Annotated in this window: 22 protein-coding genes; 6 read left to right on the top strand and 16 right to left on the bottom strand. The window is 72.3% G+C overall.

What is annotated here, in order from left to right; all coding sequences use genetic code 11:
• Positions 1-68 precede the first annotated feature (68 nt).
• Positions 69-560 carry a roadblock/LC7 domain-containing protein gene (locus tag J2S44_RS10870; protein WP_310411537.1) on the top strand — a complete coding sequence of 164 codons (492 nt, stop codon included), beginning with the start codon at positions 69-71 and terminating at the stop codon, positions 558-560.
• 27 nt (positions 561-587) lie between these two features.
• Complete coding sequence (locus J2S44_RS10875) at positions 588-959, top strand: hypothetical protein (RefSeq protein ID WP_310411540.1); 372 nt, start codon at positions 588-590, stop codon at positions 957-959.
• 69 nt (positions 960-1,028) lie between these two features.
• Here the strand turns inward: J2S44_RS10875 and ppdK are convergent, their stop codons facing one another.
• Both ppdK and J2S44_RS10885 read right to left on the bottom strand, forming a co-directional pair.
• The gene (gene ppdK, locus J2S44_RS10880; protein ID WP_310411543.1) at positions 1,029-3,677 is read right to left on the bottom strand and encodes a pyruvate, phosphate dikinase; all 2,649 of its coding nucleotides are present in this window, start codon (positions 3,675-3,677) and stop codon (positions 1,029-1,031) included.
• Between the two features lie 230 nt (positions 3,678-3,907).
• Complete coding sequence (locus J2S44_RS10885; RefSeq protein WP_310411546.1) at positions 3,908-4,792, bottom strand: hypothetical protein; 885 nt, start codon at positions 4,790-4,792, stop codon at positions 3,908-3,910.
• Positions 4,793-4,980: 188 nt separating this feature from the next.
• Between J2S44_RS10885 and J2S44_RS10890 the strand changes: the two genes are divergently transcribed.
• Positions 4,981-5,532 (top strand): hypothetical protein, encoded by a 552-nt coding sequence (locus tag J2S44_RS10890; protein WP_310411549.1) that lies wholly within the window; start codon positions 4,981-4,983, stop codon positions 5,530-5,532.
• 67 nt (positions 5,533-5,599) lie between these two features.
• On the opposite strand, the gene dusB is transcribed toward J2S44_RS10890, so the two are convergent.
• Positions 5,600-6,721, bottom strand: coding sequence for a tRNA dihydrouridine synthase DusB (dusB, locus tag J2S44_RS10895; protein ID WP_310411552.1), 1,122 nt, complete (start codon positions 6,719-6,721; stop codon positions 5,600-5,602).
• A gap of 106 nt (positions 6,722-6,827) precedes the next feature.
• Between dusB and J2S44_RS10900 the strand changes: the two genes are divergently transcribed.
• Positions 6,828-8,429 carry a peptide-N4-asparagine amidase gene (locus J2S44_RS10900; protein ID WP_310411555.1) on the top strand — a complete coding sequence of 534 codons (1,602 nt, stop codon included), beginning with the start codon at positions 6,828-6,830 and terminating at the stop codon, positions 8,427-8,429.
• A gap of 8 nt (positions 8,430-8,437) precedes the next feature.
• On the opposite strand, the gene J2S44_RS10905 is transcribed toward J2S44_RS10900, so the two are convergent.
• From J2S44_RS10905 to J2S44_RS10925, 5 genes are read right to left on the bottom strand one after another with little or no spacing between them, the layout of a single operon-like run.
• Positions 8,438-8,899, bottom strand: coding sequence for a hypothetical protein (locus tag J2S44_RS10905; protein ID WP_310411558.1), 462 nt, complete (start codon positions 8,897-8,899; stop codon positions 8,438-8,440).
• Positions 8,900-8,909: 10 nt separating this feature from the next.
• Complete coding sequence (locus J2S44_RS10910; RefSeq protein ID WP_310411562.1) at positions 8,910-9,059, bottom strand: hypothetical protein; 150 nt, start codon at positions 9,057-9,059, stop codon at positions 8,910-8,912.
• Entirely contained in the window at positions 9,056-10,324 is a 1,269-nt protein-coding gene (locus J2S44_RS10915) for a WXG100 family type VII secretion target (protein ID WP_310411565.1), read from the bottom strand. Before J2S44_RS10915 ends, J2S44_RS10910 begins: the two co-directional genes overlap by 4 nt.
• Positions 10,324-10,638: a type VII secretion target gene (locus tag J2S44_RS10920; protein WP_310411569.1), complete on the bottom strand. Its 315-nt coding sequence runs from the start codon at positions 10,636-10,638 to the stop codon at positions 10,324-10,326. Before J2S44_RS10920 ends, J2S44_RS10915 begins: the two co-directional genes overlap by 1 nt.
• Positions 10,635-11,006 (bottom strand): YbaB/EbfC family nucleoid-associated protein, encoded by a 372-nt coding sequence (locus tag J2S44_RS10925; protein ID WP_310411572.1) that lies wholly within the window; start codon positions 11,004-11,006, stop codon positions 10,635-10,637. Before J2S44_RS10925 ends, J2S44_RS10920 begins: the two co-directional genes overlap by 4 nt.
• 404 nt (positions 11,007-11,410) lie before the next feature.
• Between J2S44_RS10925 and J2S44_RS10930 the strand changes: the two genes are divergently transcribed.
• Positions 11,411-12,169, top strand: coding sequence for an SAM-dependent methyltransferase (locus J2S44_RS10930; RefSeq protein WP_310411575.1), 759 nt, complete (start codon positions 11,411-11,413; stop codon positions 12,167-12,169).
• Between the two features lie 4 nt (positions 12,170-12,173).
• Positions 12,174-13,058, top strand: coding sequence for a Sco1979 family transcriptional regulator (locus J2S44_RS10935; RefSeq protein WP_510183884.1), 885 nt, complete (start codon positions 12,174-12,176; stop codon positions 13,056-13,058).
• 147 nt (positions 13,059-13,205) lie between these two features.
• Here the strand turns inward: J2S44_RS10935 and add are convergent, their stop codons facing one another.
• The 8 genes from add to J2S44_RS10975 all read right to left on the bottom strand — a co-directional run bounded on the left by add (position 13,206) and on the right by J2S44_RS10975 (position 24,099).
• Positions 13,206-14,141, bottom strand: a complete 936-nt coding sequence (add, locus tag J2S44_RS10940; RefSeq protein ID WP_310411578.1) for an adenosine deaminase — start codon at positions 14,139-14,141, stop codon at positions 13,206-13,208.
• Between the two features lie 144 nt (positions 14,142-14,285).
• Positions 14,286-15,581 (bottom strand): AI-2E family transporter, encoded by a 1,296-nt coding sequence (locus J2S44_RS10945; protein ID WP_310411580.1) that lies wholly within the window; start codon positions 15,579-15,581, stop codon positions 14,286-14,288.
• Positions 15,582-15,653: 72 nt separating this feature from the next.
• Positions 15,654-17,432 carry a thiamine pyrophosphate-requiring protein gene (locus J2S44_RS10950; RefSeq protein ID WP_310411582.1) on the bottom strand — a complete coding sequence of 593 codons (1,779 nt, stop codon included), beginning with the start codon at positions 17,430-17,432 and terminating at the stop codon, positions 15,654-15,656.
• Positions 17,433-17,555: 123 nt separating this feature from the next.
• The gene (locus tag J2S44_RS10955; protein WP_310411585.1) at positions 17,556-18,707 is read right to left on the bottom strand and encodes a DUF2786 domain-containing protein; all 1,152 of its coding nucleotides are present in this window, start codon (positions 18,705-18,707) and stop codon (positions 17,556-17,558) included.
• Between the two features lie 10 nt (positions 18,708-18,717).
• Complete coding sequence (locus J2S44_RS10960; protein ID WP_310411588.1) at positions 18,718-21,297, bottom strand: hypothetical protein; 2,580 nt, start codon at positions 21,295-21,297, stop codon at positions 18,718-18,720.
• 356 nt (positions 21,298-21,653) lie between these two features.
• Complete coding sequence (locus J2S44_RS10965) at positions 21,654-23,033, bottom strand: glycine--tRNA ligase (protein ID WP_310411591.1); 1,380 nt, start codon at positions 23,031-23,033, stop codon at positions 21,654-21,656.
• A gap of 68 nt (positions 23,034-23,101) precedes the next feature.
• The gene (locus tag J2S44_RS10970) at positions 23,102-23,734 is read right to left on the bottom strand and encodes a hypothetical protein (RefSeq protein WP_310411594.1); all 633 of its coding nucleotides are present in this window, start codon (positions 23,732-23,734) and stop codon (positions 23,102-23,104) included.
• Between the two features lie 23 nt (positions 23,735-23,757).
• Positions 23,758-24,099 (bottom strand): antibiotic biosynthesis monooxygenase family protein, encoded by a 342-nt coding sequence (locus tag J2S44_RS10975; RefSeq protein WP_310411596.1) that lies wholly within the window; start codon positions 24,097-24,099, stop codon positions 23,758-23,760.
• Positions 24,100-24,133: the final 34 nt, after the last annotated feature.

The following is a 24,133-nucleotide window of genomic DNA, read 5'->3' on the forward strand; positions in this document are numbered from 1 at the left end:
CGCACCGGCGGCGGGCACCGACCTGTTCACCCTCACCCACCCCTGCCCTCTCGCGAAGGAGAACTGCCGTGGAAACCGACCGGGCGGTGCTGGCCGAGCTCGCCAGGCTTCGCAGCCGGCTGCCCGATCTCACGGCCACCGTGATCGCCGGTGTCGACGGGATGCTGCTCGCGTACGACGCTCCGGGCCTCCAACCGGAGACGATCGCCGCTCTGGCCGCGGCGAACCTCGGCCTGACCCAGCGCTTCGCCCACACCGTGGGCCACGGCGACCTGCGCGAAACCATGATCGAATCGTCCGGCGGGTACGTGGCCATCTACGCCGCCGGGCTCCGCACTCTCCTCGCCGTGCTCGCCAGACCGAGCGCGAACGTGGCCCGCATCCACCACGAGGCACGGCGCACCGCGCGCCGCCTCGGTGAGCTGCTCGACCCGGTGGAGGCGCGACCGCCCGCACCGGCTTCGCCGCACATCGTCCCGGTCGAGGGTCAGGTGCCCCTGGCCAAGCGCACGCCGATGGCCGCGCTGCAGTCGAGCGTCCCCGGCCAACGCGCCGGATAAAACCCCCACAGTACGGAGGATTCTGACATGCCCGACATGGATACCGCGCTCAAGGAAGCGATGAACATCGACGGCGCCGTCGGCGTCGCGCTGGTGGACTACACCAGCGGCATGGCGCTCGGCGTCGCCGGCGGCACCAAGGAACTGGACCTGACGGTGGCAGCCGCCGGGAACACGGACGTGGTCCGCGCGAAGCTGCGCGCGATGGAGATGCTCAACCTCAAGGACGGCATCGAGGACATCCTGATCACGCTCGGCGGCCAGTACCACCTGATCCGGCCGCTGACCGGCCGCTCCGGCAAGGGGCTGTTCCTCTACCTGGCGCTGCTGAAGAACCGGGCCAACCTGGCCATGGCACGCCACCAGCTGAAGAAGATCGAGGAGGACCTCGACGTCTGACGCCCGGGTGCCGTCCGCGTCGCCGGAACGACGCGGACGGCACCGGACGGCCCACCGGGCAGCGGTGGCTCAGGTGCGCGCGACGGCCGCGCGGCCCGCCTCGAGCCGGGCGATCGGCACCCGGAACGGCGAGCAGGACACGTAGTCCAGGCCCACCTCGTGGAAGAAGTGCACGGAGTCCGGGTCACCGCCGTGCTCGCCGCACACGCCCAGCTTCAGGCCCGGCCGCGCCGCCCGGCCCTCCTCGGACGCGATCCGGACCAGCCGGCCCACGCCGTCGCGGTCCAGTGACTCGAACGGCGAGATGCCGAAGATGCCCAGTTCCAGGTAGCGCCAGAAGAACGCGCCCTCCACGTCGTCGCGGGAGAAGCCCCAGCCCATCTGGGTGAGGTCGTTGGTACCGAACGAGAAGAACTCGGCCGCCTCCGCGATCTGGCCCGCGGTGAGCGCGGCGCGCGGCACCTCGATCATCGTGCCGATCACCACCCGCACGCCACTGTCGCCGATCACCTCGGTCAGGATCTTCTCGGCCTCCGCCCGTACCGTCTCCAGCTCCTGAACGGCACCGACCAGCGGGACCATGATCTCCGGCCGTGCGCTGCCGCCGGCCCGGGCGACCTCGACCGCGGCCTCCGCGATCGCGCGCACCTGCATGGCGAACAGACCGGGCACGACCAGCCCCAGCCGTACGCCGCGCAGTCCCAGCATCGGATTCTGCTCGTGCATGCGCTGTACGGCCGTGAGCAGCTCCTTCTCCCGGCCGACGTCCTCGCCGCGCTCGCCGGCCACCGCGACGCGCACCGCGAGGTCGGTCAGCGACGGCAGGAACTCGTGCAACGGCGGATCGATCAGCCGTACCGTGACCGGAAGACCGTCCATGGCGCGGAACAACTCGACGAAGTCCGCGCGCTGCAACGGCAGCAGCGCGGCGAGCGCGGCCTCCCGGGCCGGCTGCCCCTCGGCCAGGATCAGCTTCTCCACCAGCTCGCGGCGGTCGCCGAGGAACATGTGCTCGGTGCGGCACAGCCCGATCCCCTCCGCGCCGAAGCGCCGGGCGCGGGCCGCGTCCGCGCCGGTGTCCGCGTTGGACCGCACGCGCAGCGACCGGCGCGAGTCGGCGTGCCGCATCAGCCGGTCCACCGCGCGCACGAGTGGGTCCTCGGAGACCGGCGCACCCTCGAAGTACCGCACCACCGAGGACGGCTCGACCGGCACCTCACCCAGGTAGACGCGCCCGGTCGTACCGTCGATGGAGATCGTGTCGCCCTCGGCGACGCGCGTGCCGCGCACGGTGAACGCGCCCCGTTCGATCTCCAGCTCGTCCGCGCCGCACACGCAGGTCTTGCCCATGCCGCGCGCGACCACGGCCGCGTGGCTGGTCTTGCCGCCGCGCGAGGTGAGGATGCCCTGCGCCGCGATCATGCCGCCCAGGTCGTCCGGGTTCGTCTCGCGGCGGACCAGGATCACCGACTCGCCCTGACCGGCCAGCTCGATCGCGCGCGCCGCGTCGAAGACCACGGTGCCGACCGCCGCGCCCGGTGACGCACCGACCGCCCTGGTCAGTTCCCGGTGCGTGCCGGACAGGTCGAACCGGGGGAACATCAGCTGGCCGAGCTGCGCGCCGGAGACCCGGCGGATCGCCTCGTCCAGGTCGATCACGCCCTCGTCGACCAGCTGCGCCGCGATCGTGAACGCGGCCGCGGCGGTGCGCTTGCCGACCCGGGTCTGCAGCATCCACAGCTTGCCGCGCTCGATGGTGAACTCGATGTCGCACAGGTCCCGGTAGTGGTCCTCCAGCGTGGCCATGATGCCGAGCAGCTGGTCGTAGGAGGCCTTGTCGATCGACTCCAGATCCTGCAGCGGCACGGTGTTGCGGATGCCGGCCACCACGTCCTCGCCCTGCGCGTTCGCCAGGTAGTCGCCGTAGACGCCCTGCGCGCCGGTGCCCGGGTCGCGGGTGAACGCGACGCCGGTGCCGGAGTCCGGGCCGAGGTTGCCGAAGACCATCGCCACCACGTTGACCGCGGTGCCGAGATCCGCCGGGATGCGCTCCTGCCGCCGGTAGAGGGCGGCGCGGTCCGCGTTCCACGAGTCGAAGACCGCGCGGATGGCCAGATTGAGCTGCTCGCGCGGGTCCTGCGGGAAGCGCCGGCCGGTGTGCTCCTCGAAGATCTTCTTGTACACGCCGACCAGCGCGCGGAGGTCGTCCGCGTCCAGATCGAGGTCGTTGCGCGTGCCCTTCTGGTGCTTCGCCTTGTCCAGCGCGTCGCCGAAGTAGCCGGCCGGCACCTCGCAGACGGTGGCGCCGAACATCTGGATCAGCCGGCGGTACGAGTCCCAGGCGAACCGGGCGCCGCCGTGCGCCGCCAGCCCCTCGACGCTCTCGTCGTTGAGGCCGACGTTCAGGACCGTCTCCATCATGCCGGGCATCGAGAACTTCGCGCCGGACCGGACGGAGACGAGCAGCGGGTCCGCGGCGTCGCCCAGCCGCCGGCCGATCCGCTCCTCCAGCGCGATCAGCCGCGCCTCGATCTCGTCCGCCAGCCCGTCCGGGAACCGCTTGTCGTGCAGGTAGGCCCGGCAGGCCTCGGTGGTGATGGTGAAGCCGGGCGGCACCGGGAGACCCAGGTTGGTCATCTCGGCCAGGTTCGCGCCCTTGCCGCCCAGCAGGTCCTTGAGGTCCTTGTTGCCCTCTTCGAAGGCGTAGACGTAGGTCATGGAGGTCTCCCGTCCGTTCCGCGCTGAACGTGGGTCCCGGTCGATGTCCGGGGGTGGTGGGCGAAATCTAAGCGAGAACGTCGCGTAGAGCGAGGGAAGGGTGACGATTGGCACATCACACCGTCTGACCTGCGGCGTTGCCCCCGGCCGCATGGAAGCGCTTCCATGCGGCCGTCTCACGACCTCAATGCCCACAAACCACGATCATCAGCGGTACGGCGGGAAAGTCCTCACTGCCCATAGGGCGCGCCGTACGGCGGCTGCGACGGCGGGTACTGCTGCGGCGGATAGGGCTGCGGAGGCATTCCCCGCGGCGGATAGGGCTGCGGGGGCATCGCCTGCGGGGGCATCGCCTGCGGGGGCATCGCCTGCGGGGGCATCGCCTGCGGGGGCATGGCGTGCGGCGGCATCGCCTGCGGTGGCATCGGGTACGGCTGCTGCGGGGGCGGGAACCCCTGCTGCGGGTAGCCGGGCGGGGGCGGGAATCCCTGCTGCGGGAAGGGCTGCTGCTGCGGGTATCCGGGCGGCGGATAGCCGGCCGCCATCAGGTTCCGTGGCACGAACACCTTCGGCCGCGCGTGGGTCACCATCGCGTCCAGGAAGACGAAGAACGCACCGAACCCGAGCAGCACGTACGCCCACCCGGCCCCGTCGCCGATCCCGGCGGACGGGAAGATCTCGCTCATCGCGCGCGAGTCCTCGACCTTGGTCACGATCGACATCGCCGAGCCGGACACGGCACCTGCCGCCATCAGCGCGATCAACGCCGCGAGCGCGCCCAGTCCCCGGCCGTTCCGGAAGGCGGCCAGCGCGGCCGCGCCGAGCGTCAGCATGAACGCCGCGGTCGCCCAGACCCGCGCGCTGCTGCCGTCCGCGAGCCCGGCCGGCGAGTTCGGCACGCTCTCGGCCGCCTCCGCGAGCCCCGGGACGGACGAGTCACCGGAGCGCGAGTCGCCCTCGGTGACGATCGTCGGCGGGTTGCCCAGGATCAGGTCGAACCCGGTGGCGGTGATCGTGGTGTGCCGCTGGCCCCAGGACGACTCGTCCGTGTCCAGCACCACGAACGGGCCCGCGAACGTCAGCACCGCCACGAGGAAGATCAGCGCACTGATCACGCGTCTAGCCACCATAACGGACAAAAGCCTCCCACCTCGCCGGGCGTGCCCCCGTGGCCGCCACGTGCCCGACGAATGTACTGGTAGATCCGCACTTTCGAGCGCCCGGGATTTTCCTGTTATCCGCGCCGCACCGCCGCGTCTCCTGATGGGCCACAATCGGCCCGGCACTGCGGAAGGAGACGACCATGGCCGGTCAGCCGCTGATCGCGCTCCCCGGGCGGCATCGCCGGCGCCTCGCGCCGACGACCCGGGCCGCCGTGGTCTCGCTGGCATGGCTGGCCGTCGTGGTGATCGCGCCGCGGGTGGCGCCGCCACCGGAGATCCGGGCCGGCGCGCTGTTCGTGCACCTGATCTCGATGCTGATCGGCTTCGGCGCGGTCCTGTTCGTCGACTGGTCCGGCATCCTGTTCCTGGCCGGCCGCCACAGCTTCGGTGACGTGCTGCGCACCGCGGAGAGCGCGCTGACCCCGACCTGGATCGGCTTCACCGGCCTGCTCGCCTCCGGCGCGCTGCTGCACCCGCAGGTCACCTACCTGACCGTGGTCAAGCTCCTGGCCGTGCTGGTCGTCGGCCTCAACGGCGTCTACGCCGGCACCGTCGCCGCCCGGCTCAGCCGTCACCGCGGCCACCGCCCGCCCACGCCGCTGCTGGTCCAGGCCGGCCTCGCCACCGCCGTCTCCCAGCTGGCCTGGTGGACCGCCGTCATCATCGGCTTCCTCAACAGCCAGACGTCCTGACCCGGCGGCGGTGACGTCCGGCCGACGGGGGCGCGCCCACGGCACGAAGCCGAGGGACGGCGCCGGATCAGCCGCCGGAGTTGTCGAGTTCGGCGCCCTCGGGGACGGCGTCGTCCTCGCGGTCGGCGAGCCAGCCCTGCGGGAGGAAGACGTGGGCCGGGGAGTTCGTGCGGCCGCGCGGCTGGCCGAGCGCCTCGGGCGGGAACGGGGCGTCGTGGTCGAGCTTGCCGAGCAGGTCGTCGAGTTCCATCAGCGACGAGGCCATGGCCATCGCGCGGCGGATCTCCGTACCGACCGGGAAGCCCTTGAGGTACCAGGCGACGTGCTTGCGGAAGTCGGTGACGCCGTCGCGCTCCGATCCGTACCAGCCGGAGAGCAGTTCGGCGTGCCGGCGCATGACCGCGGCGACCTCACCCAGCGACGGCATCGCCCGCTCCGGACGGCCGGCGAACGCGGCGGCCAGGTCGGCGAAGAGCCACGGGCGGCCGAGGCAGCCGCGGCCGACCACCACGCCGTCGCAGCCGGTCTCGCGGATCATCCGGAGCGCGTCGTCGGCCTCCCAGATGTCGCCGTTGCCGAGCACCGGGACGTCCAGCGCCTCCTTGAGCCGGGCGATCGCCTCCCAGTCCGCGGTGCCGGAGTAGCGCTGCGCGGCGGTGCGCGCGTGCAACGCCACCCACTTCGCGCCGACCTCCTGCGCGATCAGCCCGGCCTCGAGGTACGTCAGGTGGTCGTCGTCGATGCCCTTGCGCATCTTCACGGTGACCGGGATGCCGGCCGGCGCGGCCGCGTCGACCGCGGCCTTGACGATCGCACCGAACAGCTTGCGCTTGTACGGGATCGCCGCCCCGCCGCCCTTGCTGGTGATCTTGCGGACGCTGCAGCCGAAGTTCAGGTCGATGTGATCGGCCAGGTTCTCGTCCACGATCCGCCGGACCGCACGCGCGGTGATCGCCGGGTCGACGCCGTAGAGCTGCATGCTCCGCGGGTTCTCCTCCGGCCCGAACTCGATCATGCGCTCGGTCTTCGGGTTCCGGTGCGCCAGCGCGATCGTCGTGATCATCTCGCACACGTAGATCCCGGCGCCCTGCTCGCGGCAGAGCCGGCGGAAGGCCACGTTCGTGATCCCGGCCATCGGCGCGAGCACGACGGGCGGGTCGACGGGGTAGCGGCCCAGCGTAAGCGTCACCCGTCGAGAATCCCACAGCGTCGGCGCCGCGCCCAAAAGAGTCGGCCACGTTAAAACCGGACACCTGGCGTTGACAGTGCACGATCTTCTCAGATCGGATGGGCACGTGCATCGATTCGGACTGCGGACCGTCGTGGCGCTGGTGGTCGCGGCGACGGCGACAACGATCATGGCGGCCCCGGCGGGCGCGGCGCGGCCGGCGACCCCGGTCCCACCGACGTTCGGCACGGACTGGGACGATCCGGTCACCGCGGCGCCCCCGGTCCAGCGGCCGCCCGGGCGGTCCTGCACGACCCGGATCGTGGACACCGAGTTCCGCGACTTCACGCCGTTCACCGGCACGTTCACGCCGCCGGCGGCATGCCGCGGACCGTGGCGGACCGTGGTGCTCACGCTGCACGGCGCGGTCGCCGGGCGGCAGTACGACCGGCTCGGCTACCTGGAGATCGGCGGCGTCACCATCTTCAAGCACTCGACACCGCAGCCCAGCCCGGACGGCATCGAGTGGACCGTGGACAAGGACGTCACCGCCTACGCGCCGCTGCTCAGCACGCCGCAACCGGTCGAGATGCTGATCGGCAACGTGGTCGACGACACGTACACCGGAATCCTGGACGTGACCGTGGACCTGACGTTCTATCCGGGTCGCGCCCCGGCCGGCGGCCCCGACCGGGTCATCGCCCTGACCGGCCGGCACGGCGAGGGTACGAGTCTGGTCGGTGACCTGACCGTGCCGCGCAACTCGGAGCGCCTGGTCGCGGAGGTCCACGCGACCGGTTCCGGCGGCGGCTGCGAGGAGTACTGGTACCTGACCACCCCGGCCGGCGCGGACTACTCCTGCCCGACCGAGGCCGGACCGTACCGCGAGGTCCAGATCCGGATCGACGGCACGCTCGCCGGCGTGGCCGCGCCGTTCCCGCACGTCTACACGGGCGGCTGGTCGAACCCGTTCCTCTGGTACACCGTGCCCGCGCCGCGCGCGTTCGACATCCAGCCGATCCGCTACGACCTCACCCCGTTCGCCGGGCGGCTCACCGACGGCCGGGCGCACCGGGTCGAGGTCTCCGTGCTCGGCGTGCCGGCCGGCCAGCCCGGCTGGGACGTACCCACGGCGGTCCTGGCCTGGCAGGACCCGCACCGCCGGCAGGTCACCGGCGCGCTCACCGCCGCCACCCCGGGTCCGCTGACGAACACGTCGGCCGCGGACGGCCGCACGGTCACCACCACCGGCCGGCACGGCCTCACCACCAGCGGGTACGTCGACACCTCGCACGGCCGCGTCACCACCACCGTGACCCGCGCGGTCACGAACGACTCCGTGCACACCTGGACCGAGGGCGAGTCCCACGACGCGCTCGACGCGACGTGGACCGACACGGACACCGTCACCACCCGCACCGGTCACGGCACCCCCACGACCGTCACCACCCAGCGGCGGTACGGCATGGACGGCGCCACCACGCTCGCGCCGGACGCCCGCCTGACCACGACGATCACGCTCACCGACGCCGCGGTCGTCACCGGCCGGCCCGGCGGCCCGGTCCGGCTCACCGACACGTACACCGGCGAGGCCTCCTACCTCACGAACGTGCCACGCCCGGAGCGCCAGGGCCGCGCCACCACCCGCGAGCGCTACACGCTGCTCACACCGCACAACCGCTACGACCGCACGGTCGCCACCGAGCAGGGCCGCGCCGTCCGCCCCTGACCACCACCTCACCCCCGGACGCGATACCGCCCCCACCGCTCGCGATGCTCCGCGTCCGGGGTGGTGTCCGGCGGCATCCAGACCGTGCCGTGCTCGGGCGTGGACACCGCCAACAGCAGATCCATGTTCTGCACCAGCGCCAGCGTGAGCTCGCCGCCCTCGGCCAGGTCCGCGAAGAGCGCCCGCGCCTCGGCCAGCTGCACGTTCCGCTCGCGCCCGGTGTACCCGACGTCCAACACCAACGGGAAGTCGTCGATCAGCGACTCGTCACCCTCCTCGGGCGCGGCGTCGACGTAGTCGTTGACCGACAGCTCACCACCGATCTGCCTGTCCCGCGCGGGACGGCTCAGGAAGACCCGTCCCTTCTCGTTCTTCGACACGCTCATCCCGGCCAGCGACGCCAGCAGCCGCGCCACCTCCTCCGGCCCCGCATCCGTTCCCGCGATGAAAATGTGCTCCACCGTCGACATGTCTCCTCCGTCAGGGCAGCTCGATGATCCGGTCGTCACCGAGGATCACACGGGTCTTGTCCGGCAGAGCGCTCCCATGCAGCCGGTGGTTGAGGAGCGCCTTCTCGTAGCCCTTACGGGCGATCTCCTCGGTGAGTCCGACCTGCCTGCCATCGATCACGACGTCGCCCCCGCCGTAATCGCGACCTGCTTGGCACCCTCCAGAACGCTTCGCGTGATCGACTTGACGCTGAGCCGGTCCGGTGTCTTGAATTCGGTCACCGTTCCCGGATCGTCCGGTCCGTTCCGGACCATGGCGTCCGGCATCTTCAGACCCTCGACACTCTCGTCCCGAAGTCGCGCGTCGACCCGTTCACCTTCCTGCTCCAGTCGATCGGCGAGATCCCGCTCCTTGTCCTGGAAACGGTTGAGCGGATCGCGCACGCCCGGAGCGAAGTCTTCGCCGAGCGGCCCTCCGTGCTCGGCCGGATCGAAGCCGGGATCGCCCGTGGCGGGATGTCCGTCGTCGCCGTTCCCGTCGCTGCCGTCCAGATCACCGGGCTCGCCGGTATGTGCATCACCGGGATCACCACCATGGCCGTCCGCTCCGTCGCCGTCCGGGCCAGAACCGGTTTCCGGCTCCGGCCCGGTGTGCGGATCACCGTCGGGCGACGGTCGCCCGCCGCTCGGGTCATCACCCGTCCGGCGGCTCAGATCGCCGAGATCGTCAGCGTGCCCCGACAGACGCCGCGCGGCGTCCAGGAGCGAGTCGAGGCTACGGACCAGTGACTTCAGCCAACGGGCGATGCGCGCGGCCCAGGCCGCACACGTCGTGGCCACCTGCTCGATCACCAGCGGCGCCGCGAAGCCGAGCGTCGCCACCAACTCGGCCGCGTATGTGATCAGCCTTGATACCAGAGTGGCGATCGCATCGCGGATCATCTCGCGGACACTGCCGACGAGGATGCCCGCGAATTCGGTCATCGCGGCCATGGTCTCCGCGCATCGCCCCAGCGTCGCCAGCGACCGCGACCGGCCGTCCATGTGGCCGCGGTACGCGGTCGCAGCCATGCCCGCCCAGGTCTCCAGGTCACGATCCATGGCTCGGATCAGCGCGTCGGCCTGATCCTGCATGCTGACGGCGACGTTGCGCCACGTCTGCGCCTGGGCCGAGATGACGGCCGGATCGCCGGCGAGCCAATCCAGCGTGTCCGACAGCGGCTGCACATGTTCGATCAGCCAAGCGACCCCGTACTGCAGAAGATTGCCGATGGGATCCGAGACGAAGGCCAGAGCGTCCAGGCCGAAGCTGACGATTCCCAGCCCGCCGTCGATCCAGCTTCCCTCGGTGACGCCCTGATATATGAGTTCGACATCCTCGGCGATCCAGATGCCGGCCCACGGCGCTTTCTGCAGATCCGGAGTTGCGACGAGCGGGTTGTCCACTACCGGCGCCGTCCCAGCCGGCTCAGGCTCTGCGCCGCCTGCTCGTCCGTGTCTGCGTAGCTGCGCGCCGCGACCTCGAGCCGCCTGGCCGAATCCCGCAGGCCGTCCGCCATGGCGGCGCCCGCAACCGTCCAGCGATCGGTGACCTGTCCGAGAGCGGCCGGGAAGAACTGGCACAGAACGCCGTACGCGTCGCCTCCCGTGCGAACCGTCCGCGCCGCGTCGACCGCGGTGTCCACTCCTGTCGCGACGCGCTCGACGTTCGCGCCGTGCAGTGACAGCTCGTCGGCGGAGACCGCGAACCCGTTACTCATCGCGGTTCCTCGAATCCGTATCCGGCGATGACCGCGCGACCTGACGCGGAATCGGCGCCGACCGTCTCCGTGACGGCCTCCTGCACCCGGTCGCGGAGCGCCCGCTTCGCCGACTCGACGGTTCTCAGGATCTCCTGGGCCGTATCCGCGGCGGAGCGCTTTCGGATGCCCTCCTCGAGGGTGAGATCGCGCAGTTCTCCACGGCTGCCGACCGAGACCTCGACCAGTCCGCTCTCACTGCTCACGGTCACGCACAGATCAGCGAGCCGGCCGGACAGTTCCTGCGCCCGCCGCCGGCGCTCCTCGAAGCCTTCCTGCCAGTCGTCGATTCGGCGAATGGCCGAATCAAATTCGAGTCCTTCGAACATGGTTATCCCTCCCCCAGACGTTGCGCGAGCCGGTGACGGTCGTGGCCCTCAGGCATGCCATCACAGAAACTGGGAACAGGGATGACGGATGAGCGCTTCAGCAACCGTCTCGCACACCCTGTTCTGATATTCGTGTTCGTCGTGGCGTGAGATTCTCGAACCTGCCCCAGGCCCGGCCCGCGGGCTCGGGCCGGTTCGCCCGCCGGCGCTGCCGGCCGGCACGGAGCCGACCGTCGGGACCGTGCGGTCCCCCGGTGGGTGGCTCGCCGGGGGAGGGGTGGACGGGGTGGTGGAGCGGGTCCGGCGTACCGGGTGATGGTCTTTTGTGGACTGTTTCAAGAAAGGCACTATGCTTGCCGGGTCCCTCCGGCCCGCACCACCGACCCCTTGCGAAGGACGCGCACGTGGACACGTCGGCACCCCAGACGGCCAGGATCTGGAACTATCTGCTCGGCGGCACGGACAACTTCGCGGTCGATCGTGCGGTCGGTGACGAGATTCTGGCGAACCTGCCGCAGCTGGCGGAGAACGCGCGGCTGTCCCGCGCCTACCTGGCCCGGGTCACGCGCTGGCTCACCGCGGAGGCGGGGGTCCGGCAGTTCCTGGACATCGGCACCGGGTTGCCCACGGCGGAGAACACGCACACGGTCGCGCAGTCGGTCGCGCCGGACGCGCGGATCGTCTACGTCGATCATGACCCGCTGGTGCTGGCGCAGGCTCGGGGCCTGCTGGACAGCACGCCCGAGGGCGCCACGGTGTACGTGCACGCCGACCTGCGCGACCCGGGGACGATCCTGGCCGAGGCCGCGAAGACGCTGGACCTGACGCGGCCGGTGGCGCTGTTCCTGATGGGCGTTCTCGGGCACGTGGAGAGCGACGACGAGGCGAAGCACCTGATCGACACGTACATGGCGGCGCTGCCGTCGGGGAGCTGGTTCGCGATGTACGACGGCAGCGACACCAGCCCGGAGAACACCGAGGTGGTCCGGATCTGGAACCTCTCGGCGAACCCGAAGTACCACCTGCGCACGCCGGAGCGGTTCGCCGCGCTCTTCGAGGGTCTGGAGCTGGCCGAGCCGGGCGTCGTCCCGGTCACCCGGTGGCGGCCGGAGATCGACGCACCCGCGATCGACCAGTACGGCGCGGTCGGGCGTAAGCCGTAGCACCGTGAGTACACCGTCTCGACACACCGGCGGACCGGGCGAGGGCACCGGCCCGACGGTCAGCCGCATGCAGCTCGGCTCGCGGTTGCGCGCGCTCCGGATCGCCGCGGACGTCACGCGCGAGGCCGCGGGCTACTCGATCCGCGCGTCCGAGTCGAAGATCAGCCGGATGGAGCTGGGCCGGGTCGGCTTCAAGGAGCGCGACGTCACGGACCTGCTCACGCTGTACGGCGTGGCCGAGGCGGACCAGGCCGAGCTGCTCGCGCTGGCCCGGGAGGCGAACCGGCCCGGCTGGTGGCAGGCGTACTCGGACGTGCTGCCCGCCTGGTTCCTCAACTACCTCGACCTGGAGCAGGCCGCGGAGCTGATCCGCAGCTACGAGATCCAGTTCGTGCCGGGCCTGCTGCAGACCGAGGCGTACGCGCGGGCCGTGATCACGATCGGGCACGGCCGCAGCACGAAACGGGAGATCGACCGCCGCGTCGAGCTGCGGATGGCCCGGCAGACCATGCTGACCCGGCCCGGCGGCCCGCGCCTGTGGGCCGTGCTGGACGAGGCCGTGCTGCTGCGCCCGATGGGCAACCGCGCGATCCACCGTGAGCAGCTCGAGGCGCTGCTGAAGCTGATCGAGGCACCGGCCGTGCAGTTGCAGGTGGTGCCGTTCAGCGCCGGCGGTCACGCGGCGGCCGGCGGCGCGTTCAGCATCCTGCGGTTCGCGCTGGAGGAGGTGCCGGACGTGGTGTTCCTGGAGCAGCTGACCGGCAGCCTCTACCTGGACCGCCCGGAGGACGTCGACGAGTACGCGGCCGCGGCCGGCCGCCTCTTCATCGACGCCACCACACCGGAACGCACCGCGGACGTCATCCACCGGGCGCTGCGCGACCTCTGACGCCTCACCCGGGACCGCGGACGACCGTCAGGAGCCGGTCCCGGTCACGCCGTGGTCCCGGTCCGCCGCTCCCGCCGGAGACCGGTCGGCCGTGGCCGGCCTCCCTGCCACTTCCGGCCCACCCACGACAACCCCGGACACGCGGCCTCAGCGGGCGAATGCCGCCCGGCGGGCCTGGTCCGCGATCCGGGTCAGCTCGTCCTCGGTGAGACCGGCCTGCGCGCGGGCCGCCTCGTACTCGGCGGGCAGTGTCGTGCCGGACGCACGCGGGTCGTCCGTGCACAGCGCGACCGGCACGCCCGCGGCCAGCAGCGCCCGGATCGGGTGCGCCGCGTAGCTCGGCGCCACGCTGGTGTGCAGATTGCTGGTCAGCGCCACCTCCAGCGTGATCCCGCGCGCCGTCAGGTGGTCCAGCAGCGCCGGGTCCTCCACGGAGCGCACGCCGTGCCCGATCCGCTCCGCGCCCAGGTGCCGGACCGCCGCCCGGACGCTCTCCGGACCGGCGCCCTCGCCGGCGTGCACGGTGACGTGCAGGCCGGCGTCCCGGGCCCGGGCGAACGCGGGCGCGAACTCCGCGGCCGGCACGCCGGCCTCGTTGCCGGCCAGGTCGGCCGCGCAGAACAGGTCACGCCGGGACAGCAGCGTGTCGACCTGGGCCAGGCCCGCGTCCGGACCGAGGTCGCGCAGCAGGATGCCGATCAGCGCGGTCCGCACGCCGGTCGCGGCGGACGCGGCGCGCACGCCGTCCGCGACCGCGTCGATCACGCCCTCCGGAGCCAGCCCGGTCTCCTGCCGGATGAACCAGGGCGAGAACCGGACCTCCAGGTAGTCCAGTCCTTCGGCCGCCGCGTCCTCGACGCACTCGCGGCCGGCCCGCTGCCAGTCGTCGAGCCGGGCGAACGCGGCCGGTGCCGCGTCCACCTTGGCCAGGAACGGGACCAGGCCGCCGAGCGGGCCGCGCGCGACCAACAGGTCGTCGAGATCATCGACGGCCGCGAGCGGGTGCCCGTCGCGTTCCGCGAGCTCGCGGGTGGTGGCGACGCGCAGCGTCCCCTCGAGGTGACGATGAAGATCAAAAAGCATGACGAATCCCTTCCACCGGTACGCGTTCGCGAGTTCAGGAGCGACGGCGCGAACTACTGGTAGAAGTCCTTGCGGTACGAGTGGTCCCCGAAGACGGCGGCCCGGCGCACGGGTCGCGGGCAGCGGGTCGCGGTCACGCCACGATCATAGTGTCCGCGGGTCGACCGTCTCCACCGGTTCCGGCGCGTCGTCCGGGCCGGCCGGCCGCGTCCCCGGCGGTGTCCGGTCCGGCGTCGGTTCGCCGCTCGGGTGGTCGAAGAGGTAGCGCAGCGCCGTGTTCAGCACCGCCAGCACCGGGACCGCGACCAGCGTGCCGACCACGCCGGCCAGCACCGCACCGGACGCGATGGCGAGGATGACGGCCAGCGGGTGCAGCGCCACCGCCCGGCCCATGATCAGCGGTTGCAGGATGTGGCCCTCCAGCTGCTGCACGGCGATCACGATGCCGAGCACGATCAGCGCGCTGACCGGGCCCTGCGCGACCAGCGCGACCAGCACCGCGACCGCGCCGGTGACGGTGGCGCCGATCACCGGGACGAACGCGCCGAGGAACACCAGCGCGGTCAGCGGCAGCGCGAGCGGGATGTGCATGACGGCCAGGCCGACGCCGATGCCGACCGCGTCCACGAACGCGACGAACACGGTGGCGCGCACGTACGAGACGAGCGTGTGCCAGGAGTAGTGACCGGCCCGGGCGACCGGCAGCCGGGCCTCGTTCGGCAGCAGGCGGCACAGGAACGACCACATCGCGCCGCCGTCGCGGACCATGAAGAACAGCGTGAACAGCACCAGGAAGAAGCCGGTGACCATCTCGCCCACGGTCGCGGCGGTGCTGATCGCACCGGTGGTGAGCGCGCCCTGGTTGCCGGAGATCTGCTGCTGCAGCGCCTCCACGTACCCGTTGAGCTGGCTCTGCGACAGGTGCAGCGGCCCGTCGGTGAGCCAGGCCTGTACCTCGTCGATGCCGTCGCCGACCTGGGTGGCGAGGTCGTCGTACTGCGCGATGAACGTCTGGACGATCAGGCCCAGGCCGCCGAACACGCCGATCAGCGCGGCGAGCAGCACCAGCACGGCCGCGAACGAGCGGCTGACGCCGTGCCGGCGCAGCCAGGCCGCGATCGGCTCGAACAGCGCGGCCAGCAGCAGCGCCACCGCCACCGGGATGATCACCACGCGGAGCAGCCCGATCACCCGGAACAGCAGGTAGGCGGTCGCGACGAAGAGGATGATCCGCCAGGCCCAGGAGCCCGCGATCCGCACGCCGCGCGGCACCAGGTCGTCCGTGGTCGGGGCGCGTTCCATCACCACGACCGGTGGTTCCTCGGCCGTGTCCGGTGGCACGCGGGACAGCGGCACGGGGAACGGCGGTGGCGACGCCTGCCGCACACGGTCGGCGAGCACCGATCGGGCCCGGCCGCGCAGAGTGGCTACCCAGGACATCACACGACTCCAGACTGGTGGGTGACGACTCCGTTACCCCCGCGACGACCAGTGGAAACAGTCAGGCCGACGCTAGCGCTCGGTGGCGCGTTCGCGGCGCAGGTACTCGGCGGCGCGGCGGGCGATGTCGCCGCCCTCGGCCTCCAGCGCGGCGAACATCGGCGCGACGGTCTCGTCGTCCTGCAGCGGCGGCAGCAGCGGCACGGCCGGGTCGGTGAGCACGTCGAGCACGACCGGGCGGTCGGCCGCGAGCGCCTCGTCCCAGGCCGCGTCCAGCGCGTCCGGGTGACCCACGCGGATGCCGTGCAGGCCGAGCAGGCCGGCCCAGCCGGAGTACGGCACGTCCGGGATGTGCTGCGAGTCCGGGAAGCGCGGCTCGCCCTCGGTCTCCCGCTGCTCCCAGCTGACCTCGGCCAGGTCGCGGTTGTTCAGCACGCAGACGACGAAGCGCGGGTCGGCCCAGTCCCGCCACCGGGACGCCACCGTGATCAGCTCGGCCAGGCCGTTCATCTGCATGGCGCCGTCGCCGGCCAGCGCGATCACCGGGCGGTCCGGGCGGGCCAGCTTGGCGGCCAGACCGTACGGCAGCGCGGAGCCCATCGAGGCGAGCGTGCTGGACAGGTGCGCGGGCACGCCGACGGGCAGGCGCAGGTGCCGGGCATACCAGTAGACGACCGAGCCGACGTCCACCGAGACCTGCGCGTTCGCGGGCAGCCGGCCGTTCAGCGCGCGTACCACCCGCTGTGGGTTGATCGGCTCGGCCGGCGCGTCCGCGCGTTCCTCGGCGATCGCGTGCCAGCGGCGTACCCACGCCCGCACCTGGTCCTGGAAGGGTTTCGCCGGCCGCTCCGGTAGCGCGGCGAGCAGCGCGCGCAGCGTCTCGGCCGCGTCGCCGAGCAGCGGCACCTCGACCGGGTAGCGCACGCCCAGCCGGCGTCCGTCCACATCGATCTGCACGGCCCTGGCCTGGCCGGGCTTCGGGTAGAACTCGGTCCACGGGTCGTTCGTGCCGACCAGCAGCAGCGTGTCGGCCGCGCGCATCAGCTCCGCGCTCGCGGTGGTGCCCAGGTGCCCCATCACGCCGGTGTGGAACGGCAGCGCCTCGTCCAGCACCGGCTTGCCCAGCAGCGACGCGGCCACGCCCGCGCCCAGCCGCTCGGCCAGCTCGGTCACCTCCGCCGCGGCACCGGCCGCGCCCTGCCCGATCAGGATCGCCACCCGTTCGCCCTCGGACAGCAGCCTCGCGGCCTCCGCGATGTCCGCCTCGTGCGGGATGAGGCGGGCCGGGCGCAGTCCGGGGCTGGTGACCAGCACGCCGTGCGACTGCTCCGCCGGGTCGGGCGCGGGCGCGGACTGCACGTCGTGCGGCAGCACCACGCAGGTGGGGCTGCGGGTGGCGAGCGCGGTCCGGAACGCCTTGTCGATCAGCATCGGGACCTGCTCCGGCGTGTACGCGGCCTGGACGAACTGCGCGCAGACGTCGCCGAACAACCGCACGAGATCAATTTCCTGCTGGTACGCGCTGCCGAGCACGGTCGACATCTGCTGCCCGACGATCGCCACCACCGGCTTGCTGTCCAGCTTCGCGTCGTAGAGCCCGTTGAGCAGGTGCACCGCGCCCGGCCCCTGGGTGGACAGGCAGACGCCCGGCTCCCCGGTGTACTTCGCGTGCCCGGACGCCATGAACGCCGCGGTCTCCTCGTGCCGCGCCTGCACGAACTCCGGCCGTCCCGCGCGCCGGATCGCACCCAGCACGGGGTCGATCCCGTCCCCGGGGTACCCGAAGACCCGGCTCACCCCCCACGCTTCCAGGCGTTCGACCAGGACATCGGAGACGGTCTTGTCAGCCATGTCTCGCGGTTACCCCGCACCGCGCGACATATGTGGTGAGCCGTGCCGGGTTTCGCGTGCCCGCCGCGGGACCGGTGCCCGCTCCGGGCGTGCGGGCCGCACCACGCCGGAAGCTCCGCGGGCCTATGCCAGCGTGGCCCGGTCCGCCGCGGCGCGTCCCTCCCGCCAGCCCTCGTCGCTGTCGACGCGGGCGCCGCGGGCGCGTTCGGTGTGCGGGAAGACGCGGGCCATCGTCTCCTGCACCCGCAGGTCGCGGGAGCGGAGCACCGGGAGCAGGTCGTCGCCGGCCGGGAGCGCGGCGCGTGCCGCGCGGGCCAGGCGTTCGCCGATCCGGCCGGCGAACGCGACCAGGAACGACGCGCGGAACGCCTTCAGCCGGGACTTGCCGGCCTTGCCACCGGGCGGCTCGGTGCGGGACATCGCGCGCTGGGCCTGGACCAGCAGCGACGCGTGCAGCAGGTCGACCGCGTCGATGTCGGCGTCGAAGCCGAAGACGGTGGCGAAGCCGAGGTCGGGCGTCCAGACCGCGTGGCAGCGGTTGGCGCGGGCGACCGCGTGCAGCAGCGCGGCCTTCTCGCTCTCGTAGGGCGCGTCGACCGCGATCCGGCGGGCCAGCGGGACGACCTCGGCGTGGTCCGCGGTGAGCAGGGCCTCGTCCAGGCTGTGCCGAGTGATCATCTCCTGGGCCTTGGCGGTGTACGTCTCGGCCTCGGCCGGATAGTCGGTGGACTCCGCCTTGGCGAGCAGCGCCCGCACGCGCTCCAGCACCCGGTTGTCCGACTTCTCGGGATTGCGCCGGGGCACGAACGTGCCCGGCGGCGGCATCAGGATCTCGATCGGTGGCAGCGTGCGCAGCACCGTGAGCGTGGACAGGATCAGGTCGAGCACGGTCACCCGGTCGGCGCGCAGCCGCCGGCCCAGCTCGGACGGGTAGGAGTCGTCGGCCGGCCACCAGCGTTCCGCGCCGATCTCGGCGGCCTGCGCGGTCCAGCGCGGGTCCGCGTCCGGCGTCCGGTGCAGCTGGGCCGCGGCCGCGTCCGCGACCAGCCGGGCGGCGTCCGGGCCGGACCGGCGGGTCACCAGCCGGTGCAGCTCGACCGGCTGCCAGCCGGAGCGGAACAGCCGTTCCGTGGCCTGGCGCAGCGCGGCGGCCAGGGCCGGGTCGACGTCCGCGGGCGGCAGCACGGTCAGCTCGTCCAGGCCCGTCTCATAGCCGTTCGCGCCGCCCAGGATCGCCTTGATCAGGTCCGCGGCCGAGGTCCCCGTCGTCGTCACGCGGGCAAGGTTACGTGGCGGTGATCGTCGACGAGCCGACGGCGTGCGCGGCCGGGTTCAGCGTCAGCGTCTGGGGGCCGGACGTGGTGAGCGTGACCGGCCCGAGCGTCACCAGCTGCGCGGCCGTGCCGGACCGGCTCGCCAGCAGCGCACCGTCCGGGCCGCGCAGCTGGTACGCCGTGGTGCCGGTCCCGGCCTCGATCACCACCGTGACCGCCTGCCCGGCCACGCCGTCGATCGTGACCACCGCGTTCTGCCCGGGCACGGCGACCGTGACGGCCACCGGACCGCCACCGACCGTGACGGACGCGGACGCGTCCGGTGGCACGGCGTGGACCTGCAGCGTCGCGGAGCCGACCGCGGCGCCGGCCGGGTTGATCACCACGCGGTAGACGCCGGCCACCGGCAGCGTCACGGTGTCGGCGAAGCAGGCCGCGCCGCAGGAGCCGACGGTGCCGAGCGTGCTGCCGTCCGGGCCGCGCAGCGTCGTGGTGGCGGTGCCGAACGTGCCGCCGGAGAGCCGGACCGAGACCCGCGCGCCCGCGTCGCCCCGGAACGACACCACCGCGTTCTGGCCGGGCGTGCCGGTCCGCACGCCGACCGCGGCGCCGCCGGCCGTCGCGTCGACGGCCGCGTCCAGCACGTCGAAGACCTCCGCGGTGATCCCGCCGACCGCGGCGCCGAGCGGGTCGACGACCAGCGTGTACGTGCCGGCCACGTCCGCCGTGACGGTGTCCAGGAAGCAGGTGACGCCGCAGTACACCGGGTTGACCAGCCAACTCCCGTCCGGGCGGCGCAGGCCGGCCGAGGCGCCCGACGAACCGCCGAACGTGCCGCCGCCGAGCCGGGCGGCGAGCCGCTGCCCGGCCGCCGCGTCGAACACCACCGCCGCGCCCTGGCCCGGCGTGCCGGTGGTGACCGTCACCGGGCCACCGCCCGGCGCGGCGCGCGCGACCGCGTCGGCCGGCACCGCGTGCACCGTGACCGTGATGCCGCCGGTCTCCGCGCCCTGCGGGTCCAGCGCGATCCGGTACACGCCGTCCAGCGCGGCCGGGCCGGCGTCGAACGCGCAGCCGCTCGCGCACTGGAACAGCGCCAGGTCGACGCCGGACGGGTCCCGCAGGTAGGCCGGCGCGTTGCCGAACGTACCGCCGGTGAGCTGGATGAACGTCCGGTCGCCGCGCGAGACCGCGAAGTCCGCGAACGCGTTCTGCCCCGGCACCGTCGTGGTCAGCGACACCGGGTCGCCGCCGGGCACCGCGGTCACCACGGCGTCGGCCGGCACGTCGTGCACCCGCACCGTGATCGACCCGGTGTGCGAGCCGTCCGGGTCGACGAGCAGCGTGTATCGACCGTCCGCCGGCAGCGACCGGACGTCCAGGAAGCACGAGACGGCACAGGACGCGGACGCCAGCGCGGTGCCGCCCGGCCCGCGCAGCGACGCCGTGGCCCTGCCCAGCGAGCCCTTCGTGAGCACGGCCGACACGTGCTGCTTCGCGGCGCCGGTGAAGACCACGGCCGCGTTCTGCCCGGCCTCGGCGATGGTCAGCGTGACCGGGTCGCCGCCCGGCACCACGCCGACGAGCACGTCCGGTGCGGAGACCGTGATCGTGACGACCGCGGTGCCGGTCTGCGCGCCGGCCGGGTCGAGCAGCACGGTGTGCGTGCCGGACGCGGTCAGCGGCACGCCGGTCAGCGCGCAGTCGCGGGCGCACTCGCCGGTCACCAGCGTCTCGCCGGCCGGCCCGTGCAGCGAGATGCGCCCGGTGCTGAAGCCGCTCTCGGTGACCGCGACCGTGACCCGGTCGCCCGCGTCCGCGTCGAAGAGCACGCGCGCGTTCTGCCCCGGTGCCGTGGTGGTGACCGGCGCGGGCCGGCCGATCCCGGTGGTCGCCTCGACGTCCGCCGGCACGTCCAGCACCTGCGCGGTCAGCGCGCCGGTCCGCACGCCGGACGGGCTGAGCAGCAGCCGGTGCTCACCGCCCGCGCGGAGCACGGTGGCGTCGATGTCGCACGGCACGTCGCAGATGCCGCCGCCGACCGGGACACCCGCCGGATCCAGCAGGTACGCCGTGATCGAGCCGACCGTGCCGGCGCTGACCCGGGTGAAGACGCGCTGCCCGGCCCGCCCCTCGAAGGCCAGGTACATGTCCTGGCCCGGCGCGTCCGTGGTGACCGTGGTGGCCGGGTCGCCGATCGTGTAGCCCGCGACCACGTCCGGCGGTACGTCGTGCAGCCGGACCGTGGCCACGCCGTACGAGGCCGGCGAGGCGTCCAGGTACACCGAGTACCGCCCGGCCACGGTCAGGTCCGCGGTGTCCAGCACGCACTCCACGCCGTTGCCGCAGGACACCTGACGCAGCGTGGCGCCGGAGGTGTCGCGCAGGTACACCCACATGCTGCCGAGCCGGATGTCGGTGATCTCGACCAGGGCACGCTGCCCGGCCCTGGCCGGGAACGACACGATCGCGTCCTGGCCCGGCTCGACCGTGCGCACCGTGACCGGGTCACCGCCCAGCTTCGCGCTCACCTCGATCGCGCCGGCCGCGGCGGACGCGGTCTGGGTGCCGAGCCCGAGGAGCACCAGCACGGCCGCGATCAGCGCGACGCCCCGCCGGCGCTGCCGGAGCCTGTGTCTTCCGTGGTGACGCACGTCTACCCCTGACGGCCGAGCAGGTGGAATGCCAGCAAGCTAGTACACCGGCCGTCCACACACACCTGCCGTTTTTCGCACCGCCGAACCCGACCTGCGGTTATGACCGTCGATGCCGGTCAACTGTGCCGGAACGGCCGCGCCCGCCGGGGCGATCGGAGGAGCACGGCGGTGGCCGAACGTCGTACCCGGGCGCCGGGCGAAAGGATCATGGGGGCATACGAGAACCGGCCACGACGGAAGCGGAGGGTCGTCCCTCCGCCGTCGGTCCGTCGTGGCCGGTTCCGCGGACGTCAGCAGCCGGGAAGGCGCTCGATCAGGTAGGTCTCGATCCGGTCGAGGGACACCCGCTCCTGCTGCATGGTGTCGCGATTGCGGACCGTGACCGCGTTGTCCTGCAGCGTGTCGAAGTCGACCGTGACGCAGAACGGCGTGCCGATCTCGTCCTGGCGGCGGTAGCGACGGCCGATCGCCTGCGAGTCGTCGAACTCGACAACCCAGCGCTTACGCAGCGTGGCGGACAGCTCCTTCGCCTTAGGCGAGAGCTCCGGGTTGCGGGACAGCGGCAGCACCGCGACCTTGACCGGCGCGAGGCGCGGGTCGAAGCGCATCACCGTACGCGTGTCCATGCCGCCCTTGGTGTTCGGCGCCTGGTCCTCGTCGTACGCCTCGAGCAGGAACGCGAGCACCGCGCGGGTGAGGCCGGCGGCCGGCTCGATCACGTACGGCGTCCAGCGCTCCTTCTTCTCCTGGTCGAAGTAGGAGAGGTCGACGCCGGAGTGCTTGCTGTGCGTGGTCAGGTCGAAGTCGGTCCGGTTCGCCACGCCCTCCAGCTCGGAGAACTCGGTGCCGCCGAACATGAAGCGGTACTCGATGTCGACCGTGCGCTTCGAGTAGTGGGAGAGCTTCTCCTTGGGGTGCTCGTAGAAGCGCAGGTTCGACTCGGACAGGCCGAGGTCGAGGTACCAGTTCCAGCGCTCCTGCAGCCAGTACTCGTGCCACTGCTCGTCCTCGCCCGGCTGGCAGAAGAACTCCATCTCCATCTGCTCGAACTCGCGGGTCCGGAAGATGAAGTTGCCCGGCGTGATCTCGTTGCGGAACGACTTGCCGGTCTGCGCGATGCCGAACGGCGGCTTCTTGCGCGCGGCGGTCATCACGTTCGCGAAGTTCACGAAGATGCCCTGCGCGGTCTCCGGCCGCAGGTAGTGCAGGCCCTCGTCGGACTCGACCGCGCCGAGGAACGTCTTCATCAGGCCGTTGAACATGCGCGGCGGGCTGAACGTGCCCTTGTTGCCGCAGTTCGGGCAGTTGAGCTCCGACAGGTCGGTGGGCGTGCGGCCGTGCTTGGCCTCGAACGCCTCCTCCAGGTGGTCGGCCCGGAAGCGCTTGTGGCAGGACTGGCACTCGGTCAGCGGGTCGACGAACGCGTCCAGGTGACCGGAGGCGGCCCAGACGTCCTTGGCCAGGATCACGGCGGAGTCGAGACCGACGACGTCGTCCCGCTGCTGGACCATGGTCTTCCACCACTGGCGGCGGACGTTCTCCTTCAGCTCGACGCCGAGCGGACCGTAGTCCCAGGCCGACCTCGTACCGCCGTAGATCTCGCTGGACGGGAAGACGAAGCCCCGGCGCTTGGCGAGGCTGACAACGGAGTCAATGCGATCGGCGGCCATGATTTCCTTCTACGCCGGCTGGCGGTCGGCGCTTTGAATAGGTGACGTCGGTGCGGAACCGTTAGAGGTTACCCCTGGGTTCCGCAGACTTCGAGCTGAGCCGTGCTCGTGTCCTGTACCAGGATGTACTGCACCGTGACCTGCTGACCACCGGAATACGTGAGCTGCGCCGGCATCAGCAGTTCGTACGGATCGAGCTCGCCCAGCTGGTACGAGGAGATCACCGGCCGGCCGTCCATCGAGTCGATGAACTGCCGCCGGGTCTGGCTCGCCTGCTCCTCGTCGCACAGGTAGCTGTAGGCGAGCGAGTAGTCCTCGTCCGCCAGCGCGTCGAGGTACTCCCCCACCGAGGCCTGCGCCTGCTCGGTGAGCGCCTGCGTGGTGGTCAGCCCGATGCCGATCGCCGCGACCGCGCCACCGCCGCAGCAGAGCGCCGCGACGGCCGTGGCGATGCCGACGCCGAGCCAGATCCGCCCGGCCCGCCCCTCGACCGGCGGCGCGGGGAACGGCGGCGCCACACCGGGGCCGGGCGGAGGCGGCGGGGCCGGCACGCTCGGCGGGTTCGGCACCGCCTGCGCGTTCGGTCCGGTGAGCGGGGACGGCCCGGCAGCCGGGGCCGGCACGGCAGGCGCGGGCGGCGGCGGCTGGGTCGGGTTCGGCTCACCGGGCGTCGGCACGGCGTCGGGTCCGGCGAGGCTCATGGCGTCAACATTAATCGTTTGATCTACCGATGCGGGTGCGCGGCCCGATCGCTGCCGGCCACTCGCACCTCGCCGCCCGGATCCGCGGTCGCCAGCTCCTCGAACGCGGACGGCTCGTCGATCGACTCGGCCATCAGCGGCACCGCGGCGATCTTGACGTCGAAGTCGCTCAGCGCCCGCCGGTAGGACCCGACCGACTCCCACTCGGTGACCAGGCTCCAGTGCGCCGGGTCGTCGAGCGCGCGGGTGAGCCGCCCGCCCGTGTAGCCCGGCCGCGCGGCCAGCGCCGCGAGCGCCGCGCGCCCCCGCTCCGCGAAGTGGTCGGCCGCGTCCTCGGCAACGACGAAGCGGTTGATGACTAGCACCGGTGAATCCCCTCGGCCGACAATCGAAACCCCC

Source organism: Catenuloplanes niger, assembly GCF_031458255.1.
Taxonomy (GTDB): domain Bacteria; phylum Actinomycetota; class Actinomycetes; order Mycobacteriales; family Micromonosporaceae; genus Catenuloplanes; species Catenuloplanes niger.